The 16,103-nt window shown below is 73.0% G+C and carries 19 protein-coding genes; 9 read left to right on the forward strand and 10 right to left on the reverse strand.

Going from position 1 to position 16,103, the window contains the following annotated elements; translation table 11 throughout:
• The first annotated feature begins 5 nt into the window (after nucleotides 1–5).
• Nucleotides 6–686 (forward strand): hypothetical protein, encoded by a 681-nt coding sequence (locus GA0070617_RS32280; protein WP_373868333.1) that lies wholly within the window; start codon nucleotides 6–8, stop codon nucleotides 684–686.
• Nucleotides 687–695: 9 nt separating this feature from the next.
• Nucleotides 696–1,646, forward strand: coding sequence for a prephenate dehydratase (gene pheA, locus GA0070617_RS00265; protein WP_091432257.1), 951 nt, complete (start codon nucleotides 696–698; stop codon nucleotides 1,644–1,646).
• Nucleotides 1,647–1,737: 91 nt separating this feature from the next.
• On the opposite strand, the gene GA0070617_RS00270 is transcribed toward pheA, so the two are convergent.
• The 3 genes from GA0070617_RS00270 to GA0070617_RS00280 form a co-directional block, all read right to left on the reverse strand.
• Complete coding sequence (locus GA0070617_RS00270; RefSeq protein WP_091432260.1) at nucleotides 1,738–2,454, reverse strand: AIM24 family protein; 717 nt, start codon at nucleotides 2,452–2,454, stop codon at nucleotides 1,738–1,740.
• Nucleotides 2,455–2,540: 86 nt separating this feature from the next.
• Nucleotides 2,541–2,903: a metallopeptidase family protein gene (locus GA0070617_RS00275; protein WP_175440377.1), complete on the reverse strand. Its 363-nt coding sequence runs from the start codon at nucleotides 2,901–2,903 to the stop codon at nucleotides 2,541–2,543.
• Nucleotides 2,904–3,114: 211 nt separating this feature from the next.
• On the reverse strand, nucleotides 3,115–3,546 hold the full coding sequence (locus tag GA0070617_RS00280) for an OsmC family protein (RefSeq protein ID WP_091432263.1): 432 nt from the start codon (nucleotides 3,544–3,546) through the stop codon (nucleotides 3,115–3,117).
• A 276-nt stretch (nucleotides 3,547–3,822) separates the two neighbouring features.
• Between GA0070617_RS00280 and GA0070617_RS00285 the strand changes: the two genes are divergently transcribed.
• The 3 genes from GA0070617_RS00285 (at nucleotide 3,823) to GA0070617_RS00295 (ending at nucleotide 6,478) form a co-directional block, all read left to right on the forward strand.
• Nucleotides 3,823–4,539, forward strand: coding sequence for a hypothetical protein (locus tag GA0070617_RS00285; RefSeq protein WP_091432266.1), 717 nt, complete (start codon nucleotides 3,823–3,825; stop codon nucleotides 4,537–4,539).
• A gap of 305 nt (nucleotides 4,540–4,844) precedes the next feature.
• Nucleotides 4,845–5,666 carry an HAD family hydrolase gene (locus tag GA0070617_RS00290; protein WP_091432318.1) on the forward strand — a complete coding sequence of 274 codons (822 nt, stop codon included), beginning with the start codon at nucleotides 4,845–4,847 and terminating at the stop codon, nucleotides 5,664–5,666.
• Entirely contained in the window at nucleotides 5,666–6,478 is an 813-nt protein-coding gene (locus tag GA0070617_RS00295) for an HAD family hydrolase (RefSeq protein WP_091432321.1), read from the forward strand. Before GA0070617_RS00290 ends, GA0070617_RS00295 begins: the two co-directional genes overlap by 1 nt.
• Nucleotide 6,479: 1 nt before the next feature.
• On the opposite strand, the gene GA0070617_RS00300 is transcribed toward GA0070617_RS00295, so the two are convergent.
• The gene (locus GA0070617_RS00300; protein ID WP_091445661.1) at nucleotides 6,480–7,082 is read right to left on the reverse strand and encodes a bacterial proteasome activator family protein; all 603 of its coding nucleotides are present in this window, start codon (nucleotides 7,080–7,082) and stop codon (nucleotides 6,480–6,482) included.
• A gap of 269 nt (nucleotides 7,083–7,351) precedes the next feature.
• Between GA0070617_RS00300 and GA0070617_RS00305 the strand changes: the two genes are divergently transcribed.
• Both GA0070617_RS00305 and GA0070617_RS00310 read left to right on the forward strand, forming a co-directional pair.
• Nucleotides 7,352–8,134: an alpha/beta hydrolase family protein gene (locus GA0070617_RS00305; RefSeq protein ID WP_091432324.1), complete on the forward strand. Its 783-nt coding sequence runs from the start codon at nucleotides 7,352–7,354 to the stop codon at nucleotides 8,132–8,134.
• Nucleotides 8,135–8,208: 74 nt separating this feature from the next.
• Entirely contained in the window at nucleotides 8,209–9,402 is a 1,194-nt protein-coding gene (locus GA0070617_RS00310) for an ABC transporter substrate-binding protein (protein ID WP_091432327.1), read from the forward strand.
• 139 nt (nucleotides 9,403–9,541) lie between these two features.
• On the opposite strand, the gene ddaH is transcribed toward GA0070617_RS00310, so the two are convergent.
• Nucleotides 9,542–10,375 carry a dimethylargininase gene (gene ddaH, locus GA0070617_RS00315; protein WP_175440389.1) on the reverse strand — a complete coding sequence of 278 codons (834 nt, stop codon included), beginning with the start codon at nucleotides 10,373–10,375 and terminating at the stop codon, nucleotides 9,542–9,544.
• A gap of 59 nt (nucleotides 10,376–10,434) precedes the next feature.
• Between ddaH and GA0070617_RS00320 the strand changes: the two genes are divergently transcribed.
• Entirely contained in the window at nucleotides 10,435–10,893 is a 459-nt protein-coding gene (locus tag GA0070617_RS00320; RefSeq protein ID WP_091432333.1) for an Lrp/AsnC family transcriptional regulator, read from the forward strand.
• A gap of 86 nt (nucleotides 10,894–10,979) precedes the next feature.
• Here GA0070617_RS00320 and GA0070617_RS00325 read toward each other — a convergent pair whose 3' ends face one another.
• The 3 genes from GA0070617_RS00325 to mobA all read right to left on the reverse strand — a co-directional run bounded on the left by GA0070617_RS00325 (nucleotide 10,980) and on the right by mobA (nucleotide 13,187).
• Nucleotides 10,980–12,086, reverse strand: a complete 1,107-nt coding sequence (locus GA0070617_RS00325; protein WP_091432336.1) for a T3SS (YopN, CesT) and YbjN peptide-binding chaperone 1 — start codon at nucleotides 12,084–12,086, stop codon at nucleotides 10,980–10,982.
• A 103-nt stretch (nucleotides 12,087–12,189) separates the two neighbouring features.
• A complete protein-coding gene (locus tag GA0070617_RS00330; protein WP_091445665.1) occupies nucleotides 12,190–12,444 on the reverse strand; it encodes a DUF6457 domain-containing protein in 255 nt (84 codons plus the stop codon).
• On the reverse strand, nucleotides 12,441–13,187 hold the full coding sequence (mobA, locus tag GA0070617_RS00335; protein WP_373868334.1) for a molybdenum cofactor guanylyltransferase: 747 nt from the start codon (nucleotides 13,185–13,187) through the stop codon (nucleotides 12,441–12,443). The genes GA0070617_RS00330 and mobA overlap by 4 nt, the downstream gene beginning before the upstream one ends.
• A 114-nt stretch (nucleotides 13,188–13,301) precedes the next feature.
• Here mobA and fdhD point away from each other — a divergent pair, with 114 nt between their 5' ends.
• The gene (gene fdhD, locus GA0070617_RS00340; protein WP_091445667.1) at nucleotides 13,302–14,153 is read left to right on the forward strand and encodes a formate dehydrogenase accessory sulfurtransferase FdhD; all 852 of its coding nucleotides are present in this window, start codon (nucleotides 13,302–13,304) and stop codon (nucleotides 14,151–14,153) included.
• A gap of 62 nt (nucleotides 14,154–14,215) precedes the next feature.
• Here the strand turns inward: fdhD and GA0070617_RS00345 are convergent, their stop codons facing one another.
• Both GA0070617_RS00345 and GA0070617_RS00350 read right to left on the reverse strand, forming a co-directional pair.
• On the reverse strand, nucleotides 14,216–14,923 hold the full coding sequence (locus GA0070617_RS00345; RefSeq protein ID WP_091432339.1) for a GAP family protein: 708 nt from the start codon (nucleotides 14,921–14,923) through the stop codon (nucleotides 14,216–14,218).
• Between the two features lie 139 nt (nucleotides 14,924–15,062).
• Nucleotides 15,063–16,103 carry a DUF4192 domain-containing protein gene (locus GA0070617_RS00350; RefSeq protein WP_091432342.1) on the reverse strand — a complete coding sequence of 347 codons (1,041 nt, stop codon included), beginning with the start codon at nucleotides 16,101–16,103 and terminating at the stop codon, nucleotides 15,063–15,065.

Consider the following 16,103-nt stretch of genomic DNA (forward strand, 5'->3'; position numbering starts at 1 on the left):
GGCTCGTGCCGCCCAACCCACCGCGCCGCCCCCGGTACCTCGTCGGGGTCGCGCTGCTCGCCGCCGTACCGCTGGCCGCCTGTGGCACCCCGCCCGAGCTGCAGCGGTCGAGCGCACCGAGGCCGACCGTGTCGGCGCCCAGCGCCGTACCCACCGATCCGGCCGCCGGTCCCGCCCCGGCCGGAACGGTGCTGCCGGAAGGGACGGCGGCGCCGGGTCAGCCAGTGTTGCCCGGTCAGCCGATGCTGCCGGGGACGGTGTTGCCGGGTCAGCCGGTGTTGCCGGGCGGGACGGCGGGCCCGGTGCTGCCGGGCGTGCCCGGTGGTCCCGGCGCCGTCGGTGGCCTGCCCGGCCCGGCACCGGGCCCGACCGGCCTCGGCCCGGTCGCCACGGCCTGCGCCGACGGGCCCACCGGCAGCCGGGTGATCGCGCTGCTGCGGGGTCCGGCGGCAGTGCTGCCCGACAGGGTCCAGACCCGGGTACGCACCGGACCGCTCTGCGCTGACGACTGGCACTACACGGTGCTGGACGTGACCGGACACGAGGAGCTCCAGGTCGTCACCCGGGGCAGGTCGAACGCGCCGGAGCTGGTCACCGCCGGCACCGACGTCTGCTCCGCCGAGGTACGGGCCACCGCCCCGGCCGGCATCCGGACGCTGGCCTGTCCCGGCGAACCAGGTGCGTAGGCTGTCGACATGCCCGGAACACCGCCGACCCGTTTCGTCTACCTCGGCCCCGAAGGCACCTTCGCCGAGCAGGCGCTGCGCACCGTCCCCGCTGCCGAACACGGCACCCGGACGCCCGCCCGCAGTGTGCCCGAGGCGCTGGAGAACGTTCGCAGCGGCGACGCCGACGCGGCCCTGGTGCCGCTGGAGAACTCGATCGGCGGGGTGGTCGGGGTGACCCTCGACGAGCTGGCCGAGGGGGAACCGTTGCTGATCACCCGCGAGGTGGTCCTGCCGGTGGACTTCGTTCTCGCCGCCCGCACCGCCACCCCACTGACCTCGGTACGCGCCGTGGCGGCCCACCCCCAGGCCTCCACCCAGTGCCGGCGGTGGCTGCGCACGTACCTGCCGGACGCGGTGGTCGTGGACGTCCTCTCCAACGGCGCGGCGGCAGCCGGCGCGGCCACCGGCGAGTACGACGCGGCGATCTGCGCCCCGATCGGGGCGGCCCGGCACCGGCTGGCCGTGATGGCCGACAAGATCGCCGACCATCCGGACGCGGTCACCCGGTTCGCCCTCGTCTCCCGCCCCGGCCCACCACCACCGGCCACCGGCGACGACCTCACCTCGCTGGCGGTCTACATCGCCCACGACCGGGTGGGCGCGCTGCTGTCGGTGCTGATGGAGTTGGCCGTCCGCGGGGTGAACCTGACCCGGATCGAGTCCCGCCCCACCGGGGAGGCCCTGGGCCGGTACGTCTTCTTCCTCGACTGTGCCGGGCACGTGGCGGACGCCCGGCTCGGTGAGGCGCTGCAGGGGCTGCGTCGGGTCTGCGCGGACGTACGCTTCCTCGGCTCGTACCCCCGGCACCGCTGGACCGCGACGGACGAAGACCGGCCGGTGCCGGCCCCGGCCGGTCTCTCCGACGCCGACTACACCGATGCGGCGGCCTGGCTGGCCCGGCTACGCACCGGCGAGTGAGGCACCGCGCGGGCCGGGTTAACGCGCGGGCCGGGTTAAGAGGGGGCCCCTGCGCTACCGGAAGCGTTGACCGGGGGCCCTTCCCTACCGCTCAGCTGAGGAGGCTGCCGAGGCCGCCGCGCTGCTCCTGCTGGCCGCTGCCGGTCACCGGTGCCTCCTCGGAGGGCTGCACCACCACGAACCCCTGCCCGGCGAAACTCATCGTGAAAGCCTCACCGGTACGCCGGCCGAGCAGGGTGCCCAGCCCGAGCTGCTCGGCCCGGTGGTAGCCGGTCTGCAGGCTGGCCGACCAGCAGACCGCCGCCTGCGGGTCGACGTAGGTGGGTGCGTCGACACTGAGCACCACCGGGGTGCCCTTGGTGGTGATGGCGATCCGGCCGTGCCCGGTGAAGACGCAGTTGAACAGGCCGGACGACGCCATCCCGGCCCCGCCGACCATCCGGACGTCGTACTGCAGGCCGGAGTCGAAGGCCAGCACGCTGGAGCCGTTGATGGAGAGCGCGTCCCCCGGCTCCAGGTCGATGATGTGCACGTCCTTGGCGAAGTCGGCGAGGAAGAGGTCACCCACGCCGGTGACCTTCATCAGCGGGACACCCTCGCCGGTGAGTTTCTGCTTGAGGAACTTGCCGAGCCCGCCGGAGCCGAGCGCCTGGAACTGCATCTGCCCCTGATAGGCGACCATCGACCCGACCCGGGCCATCGTCTCCCCGTTGAGGGCGATCTTCAACATCTTGGAGTTCTGCAGCCGCATACCGGGCTGCGCGGACTCCCTCTCCAGGTTCTCCGCGGAGAACAGCTCGCTGCGCATGGTGAAGGTGCCTCCTGATTCGCGTACCTGCCTGTGAAGGTAGGTCAGCGCCGCAACCGGCCGGCATCCGCCGAACCGGCAGCAGGTCAGCCCCAGCCCAGCTCGTGCAGCCGCTCGTCGTCGATGCCGAAGTGGTGGGCGATCTCGTGCACCACGGTCACCGCCACCTCCTCGACGACGTCTTCGTCGGAGTCGCAGATCCGCAGGATCGGTCGGCGGTAGATGAAGATCCGGTCCGGCAGCACCCCGGCGTAGTCCCAGCCCCGGTCGGTGAGGGCGTGGCCCTCGTAGAGGCCGAGCAGCTCCGGCTCGCCCGGTGGCGAGTCGTCCTCCACCAGGATCACCACGTTGCTCATCAACCCGAGCAGTTCCTCGGGCACCTCGTCGAGCGCCTCACCTACCAGTTCCTCGAAACGTTCTCGGCTCATCTCGACGGGCACGTCGTCCATTCTGCCGGCAGCCGGGCCGGAACGCCGGGCGGCGACCGATGCCGGGGACCGGGCGGGTTCGTCAGGCGACGGCCAGGCTTCGCCGGGTCGGCCGGCGGGGCAGCGGCCGGACGGGAGCAAGGGCCGGCCGGGGTGGCGAGGTCGAGGGATGCCCGACCGCCCGCCCGGAGGCGGGGCGGCCGGGTGCCCGTCGAACAGAAAGCGGTGTACGTCAGGCGGCGAGGCGCGCGCTGAGACTGATCTGCGCGCCCGGAGAGAGCAGCCGCGAGATCGGGCAGTTCTCCTTGGCGGCCTCGGCGAGCTTGGTGAACTGGGCCTCGTCGAGGCCCGGCACCTGGCCGACCGTCTCCAGGTCGATCCGGGTGACCGTCATACCGGCGTCGGTCTTGTCCAGGTGGACCTTGGCGGTGGTCTGCACCGAGGTGGCCGGCGAGCCGGCGTCGGCCAGCCCCTTGCTGAGCGCCATCGAGAAACAACCGGCGTGGGCCGCGCCGATCAACTCCTCGGGGTTGGTCCCCTCGCCCTCCTCGAAGCGCGACTTGAACGAGTAGTTCCCGGCGAGGCCGCCCTTGCCGGTGCTGATGGTCCCGGACCCCTCGGTGAGGGTGCCCTGCCACTGTGCGGATGCGGTACGGATAGGCATTCCCCGACGCTAACCGACGCCGGGTCCAGCGGCGACCGTCCCACCGACTCGGTGCCCGCCCGCCGGTCCGCCCCGCCCGCCACGGGCGGGCCACGACACCGGCAGGTACGACATCCGCGGGCCAGGGCGTCGGAGGGTCGGGACCCGGCCGGCGACCGCCGGTTGTGTCATGATTCGGCGGGAGGCCGACGGCCGGGTCCAGCCCCGGCACGGCCGGGTCCAGCGGCAACGCGGGTCCACCGACGGCTCAGGCTCGCGCAGGCGGAAGGGTGGCCGATGTCCCAGGATCTTCCCGTTCCCCGGCAGAACGACCGCTCCGACGGGCCGGCCGTCCTGGAATGGGGACCGGACGAGCCGGCGGCACCGTCGTCGGGTCGTTTCGGGCGTACGCTCGCCGGCCTTGGCCGGGACCGACGGCTACCGCCGGTGCTGGCCGGGTTGGGCGCGGTTGCCGCGATGGCCTCGCTGGTCGGCGAGTGGCTGGTGATGACCGTGCCGGACAGCGGCCCCGGGGCGGACACGGTCCTGCGGGTGCCCGGCAACGTCTCCGAGGTCGGCGGCTTCGGGGCCGGTTACCTGGTCGGCCTGCTGGTGCTGAGCGCTGTGGTGGTCCTCGCGCTGGCCGGCACCCCGGCGGTACGGCCCAACGCCCGGTTGGCCGGGTTGGCGCTCACCGGAGCGCTGCTGGCGCTGCTGGTGGCCACGGCCTTCTCGCTCGACGAGCCGAGCCAGCGCACCCTCTTCTACTCCCCCGAGGACGGCTTCCAGGTCGAGTACGGTCGCGGCCTGGTGATGGCCTTCGTCGGCTGCCTCCTGCTCGTGGCGGCGCTACAGCTCAGCGGCCAGGCCACCGAGGCACCGACCGACAGCCCCGGATGGCGGTGGCCTGGTCGCCGGGACCGCCCGCAACCGGACGACGACGAGCTGCCCGCTCCGGCCGACCTCACCGTCGGACCCGCCGTCCCGTTCGCCCGCCCCGAACCCCCAGCCTGACCGCACCATCCCACCCCGACACCCACCCCACCGCACCCCGGCGCCCGCCGCACAGGATCTTTCAGGCACGTAGGGGAGCAGCCCCACGGGTGGCGGGGCAGGGGCAGCGGAGGACGGGCGGACGGAGTGCGGGGCAGTGGCTGGTCAGGTGGTCACCGGGTGGTCGCCGCGGGTTGGTGCCCGATTCGCGCGGAAGCCATGGTTGCGACCGGTTCACCGAGGTACGGTTGCTGCCCGCCGTTGGAGGATCGGAGGCACCGACGACCGGACGACCGGGCCCGACGGCGGCGGGCGAAGGAGGAGCCATGACCCGCCCGGGACTACCCAAACTGATCGCCACCGACCTCGACGGGACGTTGGTACGCAGCGACGACACGGTGTCCGCGTACACCCATGGTGTGCTGGACCGGGTCCGGGCCGCCGGCATCCCGGTGGTCGGCGCGACCGGCCGCGGACCGCGACTGACCGAGCTGACCCGCAACGACATCCGGGCCGCCGACTACCTGGTGATGGCCGGCGGTGGCCGGGTGGTGGACCAGAGCGACCCCGACGGCCCGGTGGTGCTCTGCGACGAGCGGCTCTCCGGCGAGGTGCTGGCCCGCCTGCTGGTGGACCTGGAGGCCGAGGTCGGCCCGCTGACCGTGATGGTCGAGGCGCTGGACGACCACGACGCGCCGCTCTGGGGTGACTACCACCCGAGCTGGCCCTACCAGGACCGGTTCGAGGAGCGCACCCGCGCCGAGTGCATCTCCGGCGACGTGATCAAGGCCTTCGTCCGGACCGCCGACCACCACGTCGACCACCTGTTGGAGATCGCCCGCCGGATCGTGCCGCCGCAGGTGGCCACGCTCACCCAGGCCGGGCTCGGCTTCGTGGAGATCTGCCCGCCCGGGGTGGACAAGTCCACCGGGCTGACCGTGGTGGCGCAGGCCCTCGGGGTCGACCCGGCGGATGTGCTGGTCTTCGGGGACATGCCCAACGACCTGCCGATGTTCGAGTGGGCCGGCTGGGCCCGGGTGGCGGTGGCCAACGCGCACCCGCTGCTGCGGTCCGCCGCCGACGAGGTCACCCTGCGCAACGACGACGACGGGGTGGCGGTGTATCTCGATCGGCTACTCTCGCGCTGATGGGAGAGACCCCGCGCCTGGTGGCCACCGACATCGACGGCACCCTGCTCAGCGACGACCGGACGATCAGCCGCCGTACCGCCGACCTGCTGGCCCGCATCCGCGCCCAGGGCACGCCTGTCGTGCTGGTCACCGGCCGCCCGATCCGCTGGCTGGACCTGGTGTACGAGCAGCTCGTCGAGCCACTGCCGGCGGTCTGCGCCAACGGCGCGGTGGTGTACGACCCGACCACCGACGAGGTGCTGCGGGCCGACCCGCTCGCCCCGGACATCCTCGCCCAGGTGGCCCAGCGGCTACGGGCCGAGGTGCCCGGGGTGAGCTTCGCGGTGGAGATCGGCGACGGCCGGCAGATGCGGCACGAGGCGCACTACCCGCTGCGCTGGGACTCCGACGACGACGCGATCCGGGCCGTCGAGTCGGTGGAGGAGCTGCTCTCGGCACCGGCGGTGAAGCTGCTGGCCCGCGGCGGTGAGCAGGATCCGGACCTGTTCCTGGCGGTGGTGGCCGGGGCGTTGCGGGGGCTGGCCGAGGCGACGCACTCGTCGTACACCGGGTTGGTGGAGATCTCGGCGAGCGGGGTGACCAAGGCCGCCGGCCTGGCGTGGTACTGCGAGCGGGACGGCATCGCCGCCCGGGACGTGCTGGCCTTCGGCGACATGCCCAACGACGTGCCGATGCTGACCTGGGCCGGGCGGGCGGTGGCGGTGGCGAACGCGCACCCCGCCGTCCTGGCGGTCGCCGACGAGGTCACCTCGGCGAACTCCGAGGACGGCGTGGCCGCGTACCTGGAGAAGATCTTCGGGGTGGGCTGAGTCAGAGGTACTGACCGGTGTTGTGCCCCTCGCCGCCGGGCTGCCCCATCCCCGGCATGCCCGGGATGAGTCCGCCGGGGCCGCTGGGCAGCGCCCGCTGCCCCGAGCGCATCTGCTCCAGCTGCACCCGGGCGGCCATCTGCTGGGCCACCAGCGCGGCCTGGATGCCGTGGAAGAGGCCCTCCAGCCAGCCGACCAGCTGGGCGTGGGCGATCCGCAGCTCACCCTCGCTGGGGGCCTTCTCCTCGGTGAAGGGCAGCGAGATCCGCTCCAGTTCCTCGCGCAGCTCCGGGGCGAGGCCCTCCTTCAGCTCGACGATCGACCGCTCGTGGATCTCCCGCATCCGGTGCCGGCTGGCGTCGTCGAGCGGAGCGGCCTTGACCTCCTCCAGCAGCTGCTTGATCATGCTGCCGATCCGCATCACCTTGGCCGGCTGCTCGACCAGCCGGGCCGGGTCCTCGCCGCCGGCCGCCTCGTCGGTCTGCACGGTGCCGACCGGTCGCCCGTCCGGGCCGACCACCACCACGGTGCCGGGCACGCCGGTGCCGTCGCGGTCCGGCTCGTCACTCTGTCCAGCAGAACGTGCTTGCGTCATGGCACCCATCTTGACCCAGGGCCGCACCGCTCCGCTCGCCGGGACCGGTGGCGGAGCACGCCGCGGACCGGACCGGGCCGTGCGCCGGCACCGGATGTCCCATTCGGGCAGTGATCCCACACCGACCGGGTCGATTCGGGCCATCCCATGGCACGGGGCCGGAAGTCGCCACGTACCGGGCGGCCGTGGCGGTCCGCGACCGCCGGCCGTCACCGTGGGTGCTGGCCTGCACCGATGTGGGGCGCCGGGCGGACGGTCGACGCGCTAGGGTCGCGGCCATGGCCACCGATCCGCGCGCCGTACTCACCCGGCCCGCCCCGACAGCGGACAGCATCGTCCACTACGGCGGGCATCCGGATCAGGTCGCCGACGTCCGCCGCCCCGCCGGCCAGGGCCCGCCCCGACCGCTGGTCGTGGTGATCCACGGCGGTTTCTGGCGACCGGAGTACGACCGCGGCCACACCGGCCCGCTGGCGGCCGCCCTGGCCGGGCTGGGACACCCGGTGGCGCAACTGGAGTACCGCCGCGGCACCGGAGGGGCCGACACCCTGTCGGACGTGGTCACCGGGGTCGCGGCGCTGCCCGGACTGGTCGCCACCGCGTTGGGCGACCAGTTGGCACCCGGCCCGCCGATCCTGCTCGGGCACTCGGCCGGCGGACAGTTGGCCCTGCACGTCGCGGCGGTCGCCCCGCAGACCGTCGCCGGGGTGCTGGCGCTCGCGCCGGTCTCCGACCTCGCCGAGGCGTACCGGCTGGATCTGGACGGTGGGGCGGTGGCCGCGCTGCTCGGCGGTGGCCCGGCGGAGTTTCCCGACCGGTACGCCGCCGCCGACCCGAGGAGCCGGCTGCCCCTGCGGCGCCGGGTGGTGGTGCTGCACGGAACCCTCGACCAGCAGGTGCCGGTGGCGATGAGCAGGGCTTTCGTGGCGACCGCACAGGCGACCGGATCCGAGGTCGAACTCGTCGAGCTTGATCGATGTGAGCATTTCGCGCTCATCGATCCCGATTCGGCGGCCTGGCCCCAGGTGACCAGCGCGTTACGGTCCCTGCACAATGATTGACGCAGCACTTTCGAACAGGTAGAACGCCGAGGGGCGGTGATCAGGCCCCTGCCACTGACCTGGAGAGGACTTCGGTGTCGCCGATGAACCGCAGACGGGCACTGCAACTGTTGGCCGCGCTCGGCACCACCGGGCTGGTCGCTGGTTGCGGCTCCGAGGACGAGAGCGCACCGACCGACAACGGCACCCCCGTCAAGATCGGTCTGGTCGCGCCGACCACCGGGGGTCTCAAGCCGATCGGCACCGAGATCATCAACGGGTTCAAGCTCTTTCTCGACCTCAACGACCAACGGTTGGGCGGCCACCCGGTCAACCTGATCACCGCCGACGAGGGCGAGACCGCCAAGTCCGGTCAGGCAGCCGTGGACGGGCTGCTCAAGCAGGGCGTACTCGCCCTCACCGGGGTGGTCAGCTCAACGGTCATGATCGGCATCCGGGACCTGGTCGAACAGGCCAGGGTGCCCCTGGTCGGCTCCAACGCCTCACCGGCCGCCCTGCAGAGTGTCGTCTACATCTGGCGCACCTCGTACGTGCTCAACGAGCCCGGCGAGGCGATGGGGTCGTACCTGCGGCAGCAGTTCCCGCGCGGCGGCCGGATCGCCATGATCGCACCGGAGAACGTCGGCAGCCGGGACGTCATCGAGGGCTTCCGGGCCGGCTTCGGCGCCGACGACCCCCGCATCGCCGACCCGGTCGTCTGGACCGACGCCACCACCGAGCCCGGCAACGACACGTACACCGCCGACATCACCCGGGCGTTGAACCGCAACCCGACCGCGGTCTTCTGCTTCTTCACCGGCCCGTCCGCCGTGCAGTTCATCAAGCAGCTGCGCCGGGCCGGCTACCGGGGCGCGGTCTACGCGCCGGGCTTCCTGACCGAGGGTACGGTCCTCAGCGAGAGCCGGGAGGCCGACGCCGAGGGCATCATGACCGCGCTGAACTACTCGGCCGACCTGAACAACACCGCCAACCGGGAGTTCGCCTCGGCCTACCGCAGGATCTACAACTCCTCGCCGACCACCTACGCGATGGCCTCCTACGACGCGGCGCAGGTGCTCGACTCGGCCATCCGGCTCGCCGGCCCGACGCCGACCGCGCAGGAGGTCAACCTGGCGATGGGCAAGGTCGGTCAGATCGACAGTCCGCGTGGGCCGTGGCAGTTCAACCAGTCACGTACCCCGCAGCAGCGCTGGTACCTGCGCAAGGTCGACCGCGACGGCGAGCTGCTCTCCAACGTCCTGGTCAACGAGCTGGCCACGCTCGGCTGACCTGACCTGACCTGACCTGACCTGACCTGACCTGACCTGACCTGACCTGACCTGACCGTGGCCGGGCGGCCGGGCGGCCTGGGACGGCGGGCGGTCCGGGACGGCGGGCGGTCCGGGACGGCGGGCGGTCCGGGACGGTTCAGGGGCGTAGCTCGGCGACGCAGCACTTGACGCTGCCGCCGCCCTTCTTCAACTCGGCCAGCTCCACCGGCACGGGCTGGTAGCCGACGGCCCGCAACCGGCCGGCGAGCCGGGTGGCCTCGCTGTTCAGGACCACGTTCAGCCCGTCGCTTACCAGGTTCAGCCCGAACGCCAACGCGTCGGTGTCGTCGGCGAGCACCGCGTCCGGGAAGAGCTGGGCGAGCACCTGCTGGCTGGCCGCAGAGAAGGCACCCGGGAAGTAGCCGACGTTGCCGTCGTCCAGCGCGGCGAGCGCGGTGTCCAGGTGGTAGAAGCGTGGGTCGACCAGGTTCAGCGACACCACCGGGCGGCCGAGGGCCTCCTGCGCCTCGGCGTGGGCCGGCAACTCGGTCCGGAAGCCGTACCCGGCCAGGATCAGCCCGCCGTGGGCCGCCGGCAGGTACGCGAAGTCGCCCTCGCCCTCGTTGGTACGCAGCGGCGCGACGAACCGCCAGCCACGCTCCCGGTAGAAGGCCTGGTGCGCGGCGGCCTCGGCGGCCCGCTGCTCGTGCTTGAACCGCGCACCGTAGCCGGTGCCGTCCACCGTGAAGGCCCCGTTGGCGGCGTACACCATGTCCGGCAGGCCGGGCTCGGGATCGAGGACGAACACCTCGTGGCCCAGCCCGGTCAGCGTTTCCCGGAGCCGGTCCCACTGCTTGACCGCCAACTCCGGGTCGACCGGGGTCTGCGGATCCATCCACGGGTTGATCGCGTACTCGACGGTGAAGTGCTCCGGCGGGCACATGAGGTACGTCCGCTTTCGCGCGACTCGCTGCTGGTTCACGGTCACCAAGCGTAGGTAGCGTACAACTTTGGTAACAGCCATGAACATTGCTTCCCGAGGGCGGAACGTTGCAGATAGACGGCGTGGATCAGCAGATCATTGCGTTGCTCGTCGCGGACGCGCGCACTTCGTACGCCGACATCGGTCTCCGGGTGTCACTCTCCGCACCTGCGGTGAAGCGGCGGGTCGACCGGCTCCGCTCGACCGGGGTGATCAAGGGCTTCACCGCGGTGGTCGACCCGGCGGCGGTCGGCTGGACCACCGAGGCCTTCGTCGAGCTGTTCTGCGCCGGCCGCACCACCCCGGCACAGCTCGGCGCGGCCACCCGGCGGCACCCGGAGGTGGTCGGCGCGTACACCGTCTCGGGCGAGGCCGACGCGCTGGTGCACCTGCGCGCGGCCGACATCGGCCACCTGGAGGCCGCGCTGGAACGCCTGCGCGCGGAGCCCTTCGTGACCTCCACCCGGAGCACCATCGTGCTCTCCCGGCTGGCCGAGTCCCCCGGGGTGGGGCCCAGCACCCGCTGACCCGACCTGGACCCGCCGGCCACAGCCCGCGGGCGGGCGGGCTGGCGGGCTGGCGGGCTGGCGGGCTGGCCGGCTTGGCGGGTGGTTCAGAGGTACATGCCGGTGCGGTGCTCCCCGTCGTCGTCCCGCTTCGCCGGCTTGTCGCCCTCGCCGAAGAAGCGCTTCCCGCCGAACTCACCGTGCAGCCGGTCGTCCAGCTCGTCGGCGAGCCCGGTCATCACCTGCACAGCCAACATCAGGTGGGTCGGCTGGAAGTCCCGGCCGAAGACCGGGATGGACGCCCAGACGGTGTCCTCGGCGCAGTACAGCCGGCCGATCGGCATCCGGTTGGTCAGCTCGGAGAGCTTCACGTACAGCCGCTCGGTCGGCTCGACCTCGGTCAGCACCGGGGAGAAGACGTCGACCAGCGGGGGGTTGTCCCGGATCCGGACGAAGACCATCGCCGATCCGGCGCGGATGTTGATGTCGCCGTCCGAGTCGATCTGCAACTTGTCGGACTCGGACTTCAACATCGTCGAGACGACGGTACGCACCCGGTCGTCCAGGGCGAGCACCTGCTCCTTGGCCGGCTGGGCGCTCGCCGCGGCGGCCAATGCCTCGTCGAGATCGGCCTCGACGTCGCGGTCCGGCCCGAACTCGCTGCGGGCGGTACCCAACGGTTCCACCGGGACCGGGGCACCCTGCTCGTCGTGCACCAGGTAGACCAGGAAGGCCGGGTGCGGTGCGCCGTACACGTCCCGCAACGTGCGGGAGAGCAACGCGGCGAGCTTGCTCGCCTCCGCCGTGGTGACGGCCAGGCCGAAGTCCTCCCCCGACCCCTCGACCACCCCGGGCGGCGACCAGCCGAGCGCGATCATGTCCGCCACCGCCGACCGGTCCAACCGGTAGCCCTGGGGGAGGGTGGCATTGCCGACGGCCCGCGCCGCCACCTGCCCGTCGGCGCCGAGGTCCACGCTGATCGAGTAGACGGCGTCCCCGGTGCCGGAGGCGGTGGGGTCCAGGGTCAGCTCGACGTGGGTGCCGGCGGGCAACTCCCGCAGCCGTTCGGCGAACGCCCGGGCGAACTCCTGCCACGCCTGGGTCACCTTTGCCCGCAGGTCGGCCGTGGTCGGCGCGTCGAGCAGAATCGACTCGTGGTGGTCCGGCGTGGCACCGGATGGGTCAGTCGGCGCCGAGGGGTGCTCTGCCGTCATAGATCGCCTCCGTCCGTCAAGGTCACCCTACCCAGAGCAGCGGACGGCGCAGAAAGCCGCGACCGGGATCGGACACTGCCGCCGGTGCCGCGAACAGGTCCGGTCAGTCCGGCCGGTCGCCGCCGAGCTCCACCGGCCAAGCACCGGCCAGCGCGCTGAGCCGGTCGGCCGTCGCGCCCGGATCGGCGCCCCGCCCCACCGCCAACCCCAGCAGGTACGCGGTGACCGGCGCACCCGGACGCACCACCTGGTGGGCCACGTCCCGGGCCAGGTCCAGCACCGCCGGCACCGGCACCTGAGCCGGGTCGAGCCCCAGCTCGGCGCAGGCGGCGGTCACCCAGTCGTCCAACACTGTCACCGTGTCCACTCCTCTGCCCGGCGTACGTCGTCGTCAGTGTCGCAGTCGAACCAGGGTGGTGGCCCCGTGCCGGACCAGGGCAGGTCCACGATGGTGAGCCCGGCCAGCAGGGCCCGTACCGGCGCACCGTCGAGCCGGCCGTCGCGCTGCCCGGCCAACCGGTCCAGGGCCGCCCGCAGCGACGCCACCCGCCAGACACCGCAGAGCGACTGCCGACGGCCGTCGGCGTCGACGTAACAGACCCCGTCCGCCGGTGCCTCGGCCAACCGTCGCACCAGCCCGGCCACCGCGGCCGGGGTGAGCAACGGCAGGTCCGCGGCGAGCAGGGCAACTATCCGGGTACCCGGATCGAGCAACGCCAGTCCGGCCGCCGCCGCCGCGACCGGCCCACCCCCGGCCGGTTTTTCCCGGGTCACCCGTACCCCGACCAGCCCGGCACCGGACCGGACCGGCTCCGGGCCGACCAGGACACGCGCGTCGGTCAGGGCAGGCGGGTCGGCGTCGGCGGGAGTCGGGCCGACCAGGACACGCGGATCGGCGTCGCCCGGAGTCGGGCCGACCAGGACACGCTCGTCGGCGTCGGCGACCGCGGCCAGCACCCGGTCGAGCATCGGCCGGCCGCCGACCGGCACGCGGGGCTTGTCCACGCCGCCCATCCGCCGGGCCGCACCGCCGGCCAGCACCACCGCCGCGTACCCACCCCCGCCGCCCACCGTTCCCCCGTCCACCGTCCTGCCGTCCACCGGGCTCACGGTAGCGGCATGGGTGGTGTGCCGCCGTCGATCGACCCCGACGAGCAGCACTCGCCCGGGTGCGGCTCCGGGCGGGCCCGGGTGGTGGCAGGGCAGGATGGCGGGATGGGACGGGCCACTGATCGACGCGAGGTGCACCGGATCGACCTCGACGCGCCGCCGGGCCGCACGGCGGTACGCCGGCCGGACAGCCTCAGCGCGGAGGAACCACTGGAGATCCGGGTCGGGCCGGCCGGACCCAACCGGCGTCGACCACTCGCGGTGACCATGCGGACCCCCGGCGACGATCTGGACCTGGCGATCGGCTTCCTGCTCACCGAGGGGCTGATCCGCTCCGCCGACGACGTGCACACCGCCCAGCTCTGCGCCGGCACGGAGACTCCCAACACGTACAACGTGGTCGACGTGGTGCTGAGCCCCGGGGTCCCCGAGCCGGCCACCGACCCGGCCCGGAACTTCTACACCACCAGCTCGTGCGGGGTCTGCGGCAAGGCGAGCATCGACGCGGTGCGTACCCGGTCGGTCTTCGCCGTGGCCGACGACCCGCTGACCGTGCCGGCGGCGGTTCTCGCCGAGCTGCCCGACCGGTTGCGGGCAGCCCAGCGGGGCTTCGCGCGGACCGGTGGGTTGCACGCGGCCGGGCTCTTCACCGCGGGCGGCGACCAGGTGGTGCTGCGTGAGGACGTGGGCCGGCACAACGCGGTGGACAAGGTGATCGGCTGGGCCGTCCGGGAGCGGCGGTTGCCGCTGGCCGGGCACCTCCTGCTGGTCTCCGGACGGGCCAGCTTCGAGCTGACCCAGAAGGCGTGGATGGCCGGGATACCGCTGCTCGCGGCGGTCTCCGCGCCGAGCACCCTCGCCGTCGACCTGGCCGACGAGGCCGGCCTCACCCTGGTCGGTTTCCTCCGGGGGCGGACCATGAACGTCTACACCCACCCCCGTCGAGTCGAGGTGTGACGGCATGGACCAGCGATCGATGCAGCCTTCGGGCCCTTGTTGACTCTGGCGACGGCGGCTGGTCAGCCGCCGAGCAGGGTGGGCCAGAGGCGCGCGGCGGCGTCCCGGGCGAGCAGGAACCCCGCGATGCCGAGGATCCAGCCCATCGTGCTGCCGGCCTTCTCCGTGATCCAGCGGTTCAGCCGGACCAGCAGTGGCTCGATCGTCGCCGGCAGGGCCACCCGGGCACCGAGCAGCAGCACCGCCGGCAGCACCATCACCAGGCAGTACCCGCCGAGCAGGGCCAGCGTGGTGGGGCCGGCCAGCTCGGCGGTGGCGAGCAGACCGATCGCGGCGAGGTACGGCAGCATCGTCGCCACCTCCGCCAGCGCCGCCAGCAGCGCCAGCCCGACCAGCCACCGCAACGAGGAGTCGCCGCTGGTGGCACGGTCCCGCCACCGCAGCACCCCACCGCCGCTACGCCGAGGTCGTTTGCCGTCGTACCGGAAGCTCAGGGCGAACAGCCCCACTCCGAGTGCCAGCTGGATCCAGTACACCGGCGTGCTGTCCATCGTCGTGCCGAGGGCGGCCACGATCCACTCGCCCCCGAAGGTGATCAGCACCCCGACCGCGAAGTAGAAGACGGCGATCGTGCCCAGGTAGGCCAGGATCCGTGCGATCCGGACCGGGCCGGCCGCCAGCAGCAACCACACCGGGATGAACAGGGTCCCGATGCTTGTGCTGTCGATCAGGGCGAGCCCGCCGAGGGATCCCAGCAGGGTGTTGCTCACGCGACGGTGTCTCTGGGAGGCATCACGTATCCAGTCTCGTGGTGCCGACCGGGCGTCGGTTCGTCGGAGAAGACGATCTGGGCGTACATCCTTCGACCGAGGCTGGCCCGCGCCTCCCGCCGCGTCCGGGTCGTCTCCTTCAGGTACGGCGGGGCCGGCGCTGGCGGGGCCGCAGCAGGGCCGCGGAGGCGACGGTGGGCCAGCCATCCAGTTCGGACGGCGGGATGCCGCGCCGGAGGACGTCGTCCAGCAGCAGGGCGAGCGAGTAGTCCGGATGCTCGACCAGTGCCCGTTCCAGCGTCACCGCGGCCAACGCCCCCTGCCCCGCCCGCCAGGCGGCGAAGGCGAGCAGGCTGGCCGGTGCGGCGCTGAGGGCCGACTCGGTCCGGCGCAACACGTCCGACCAGAGGGCGATGTCCTCGTCCCGCCCGTCGGTACGTTCCCAGGCGTGGTCGCGCACCGGCAGGTGGGTCAGGAGCAGGCCAAGCCAGGCCACCTCGTCGTCGGTGAGTGACTCACCTCGACGCTGCCGCCGTTGGGCGGCGCGTACCGCCGCTCGACCGGCCGAGCGGAGCGCCCGGTCGTCGGGCAACTCGGTGTCGGCGGTCGACATCAGCGCCACCAGCCGCTGCTCGGCCCGGTCGGTCGCCTGACCCATCGCGGCGCGGGCCGGACCGTCGACCGGCGCGACCTGTGCGGTCAACGCGGCCCGATCGGGCAGGGCGACCTGCCCGGCGAAGACCGCCGTGGCGCTGACCTCGCTGGCCCGGGCGTCGTACGGCGTCCCCTCGGGTGGGCAGCAGTCGGTCTCGGTGCACAGGTAGGACCAGTACCGGCCGTCGGCGACCCGCAGGGCGTCCAGCAGGAGCAGGCCGCTGCCGGTGAGCGCCGCACGGACCGCGTCGACGGAGCCGGTGACCCGGGCGGGTGGCCCGTAGCCGAGCACCGTCGCCGCCTCGGCACGCTGCCGACCGACCACCTCGGCGAGGTGCCGGGCGGGTGGCAGCGGATCGGCCCCCTGGTCGGGCAGGTCGGCTCGGGCGGCGAAGACGATCTGGCGGCCCCGCAGCGCGACGACCACCACGCTGTCGACGGGGTGGAAGCCGATCAGGTACGGCACGGCGGCGATGAGGTCGGCGGGGGACCGGACGGCGAGTCGAGGACGGTCGATCGGAGTCAT

Origin of the sequence: Micromonospora yangpuensis (assembly GCF_900091615.1) — a bacterium.
Taxonomy (GTDB): Bacteria; Actinomycetota; Actinomycetes; order Mycobacteriales; family Micromonosporaceae; genus Micromonospora; species Micromonospora yangpuensis.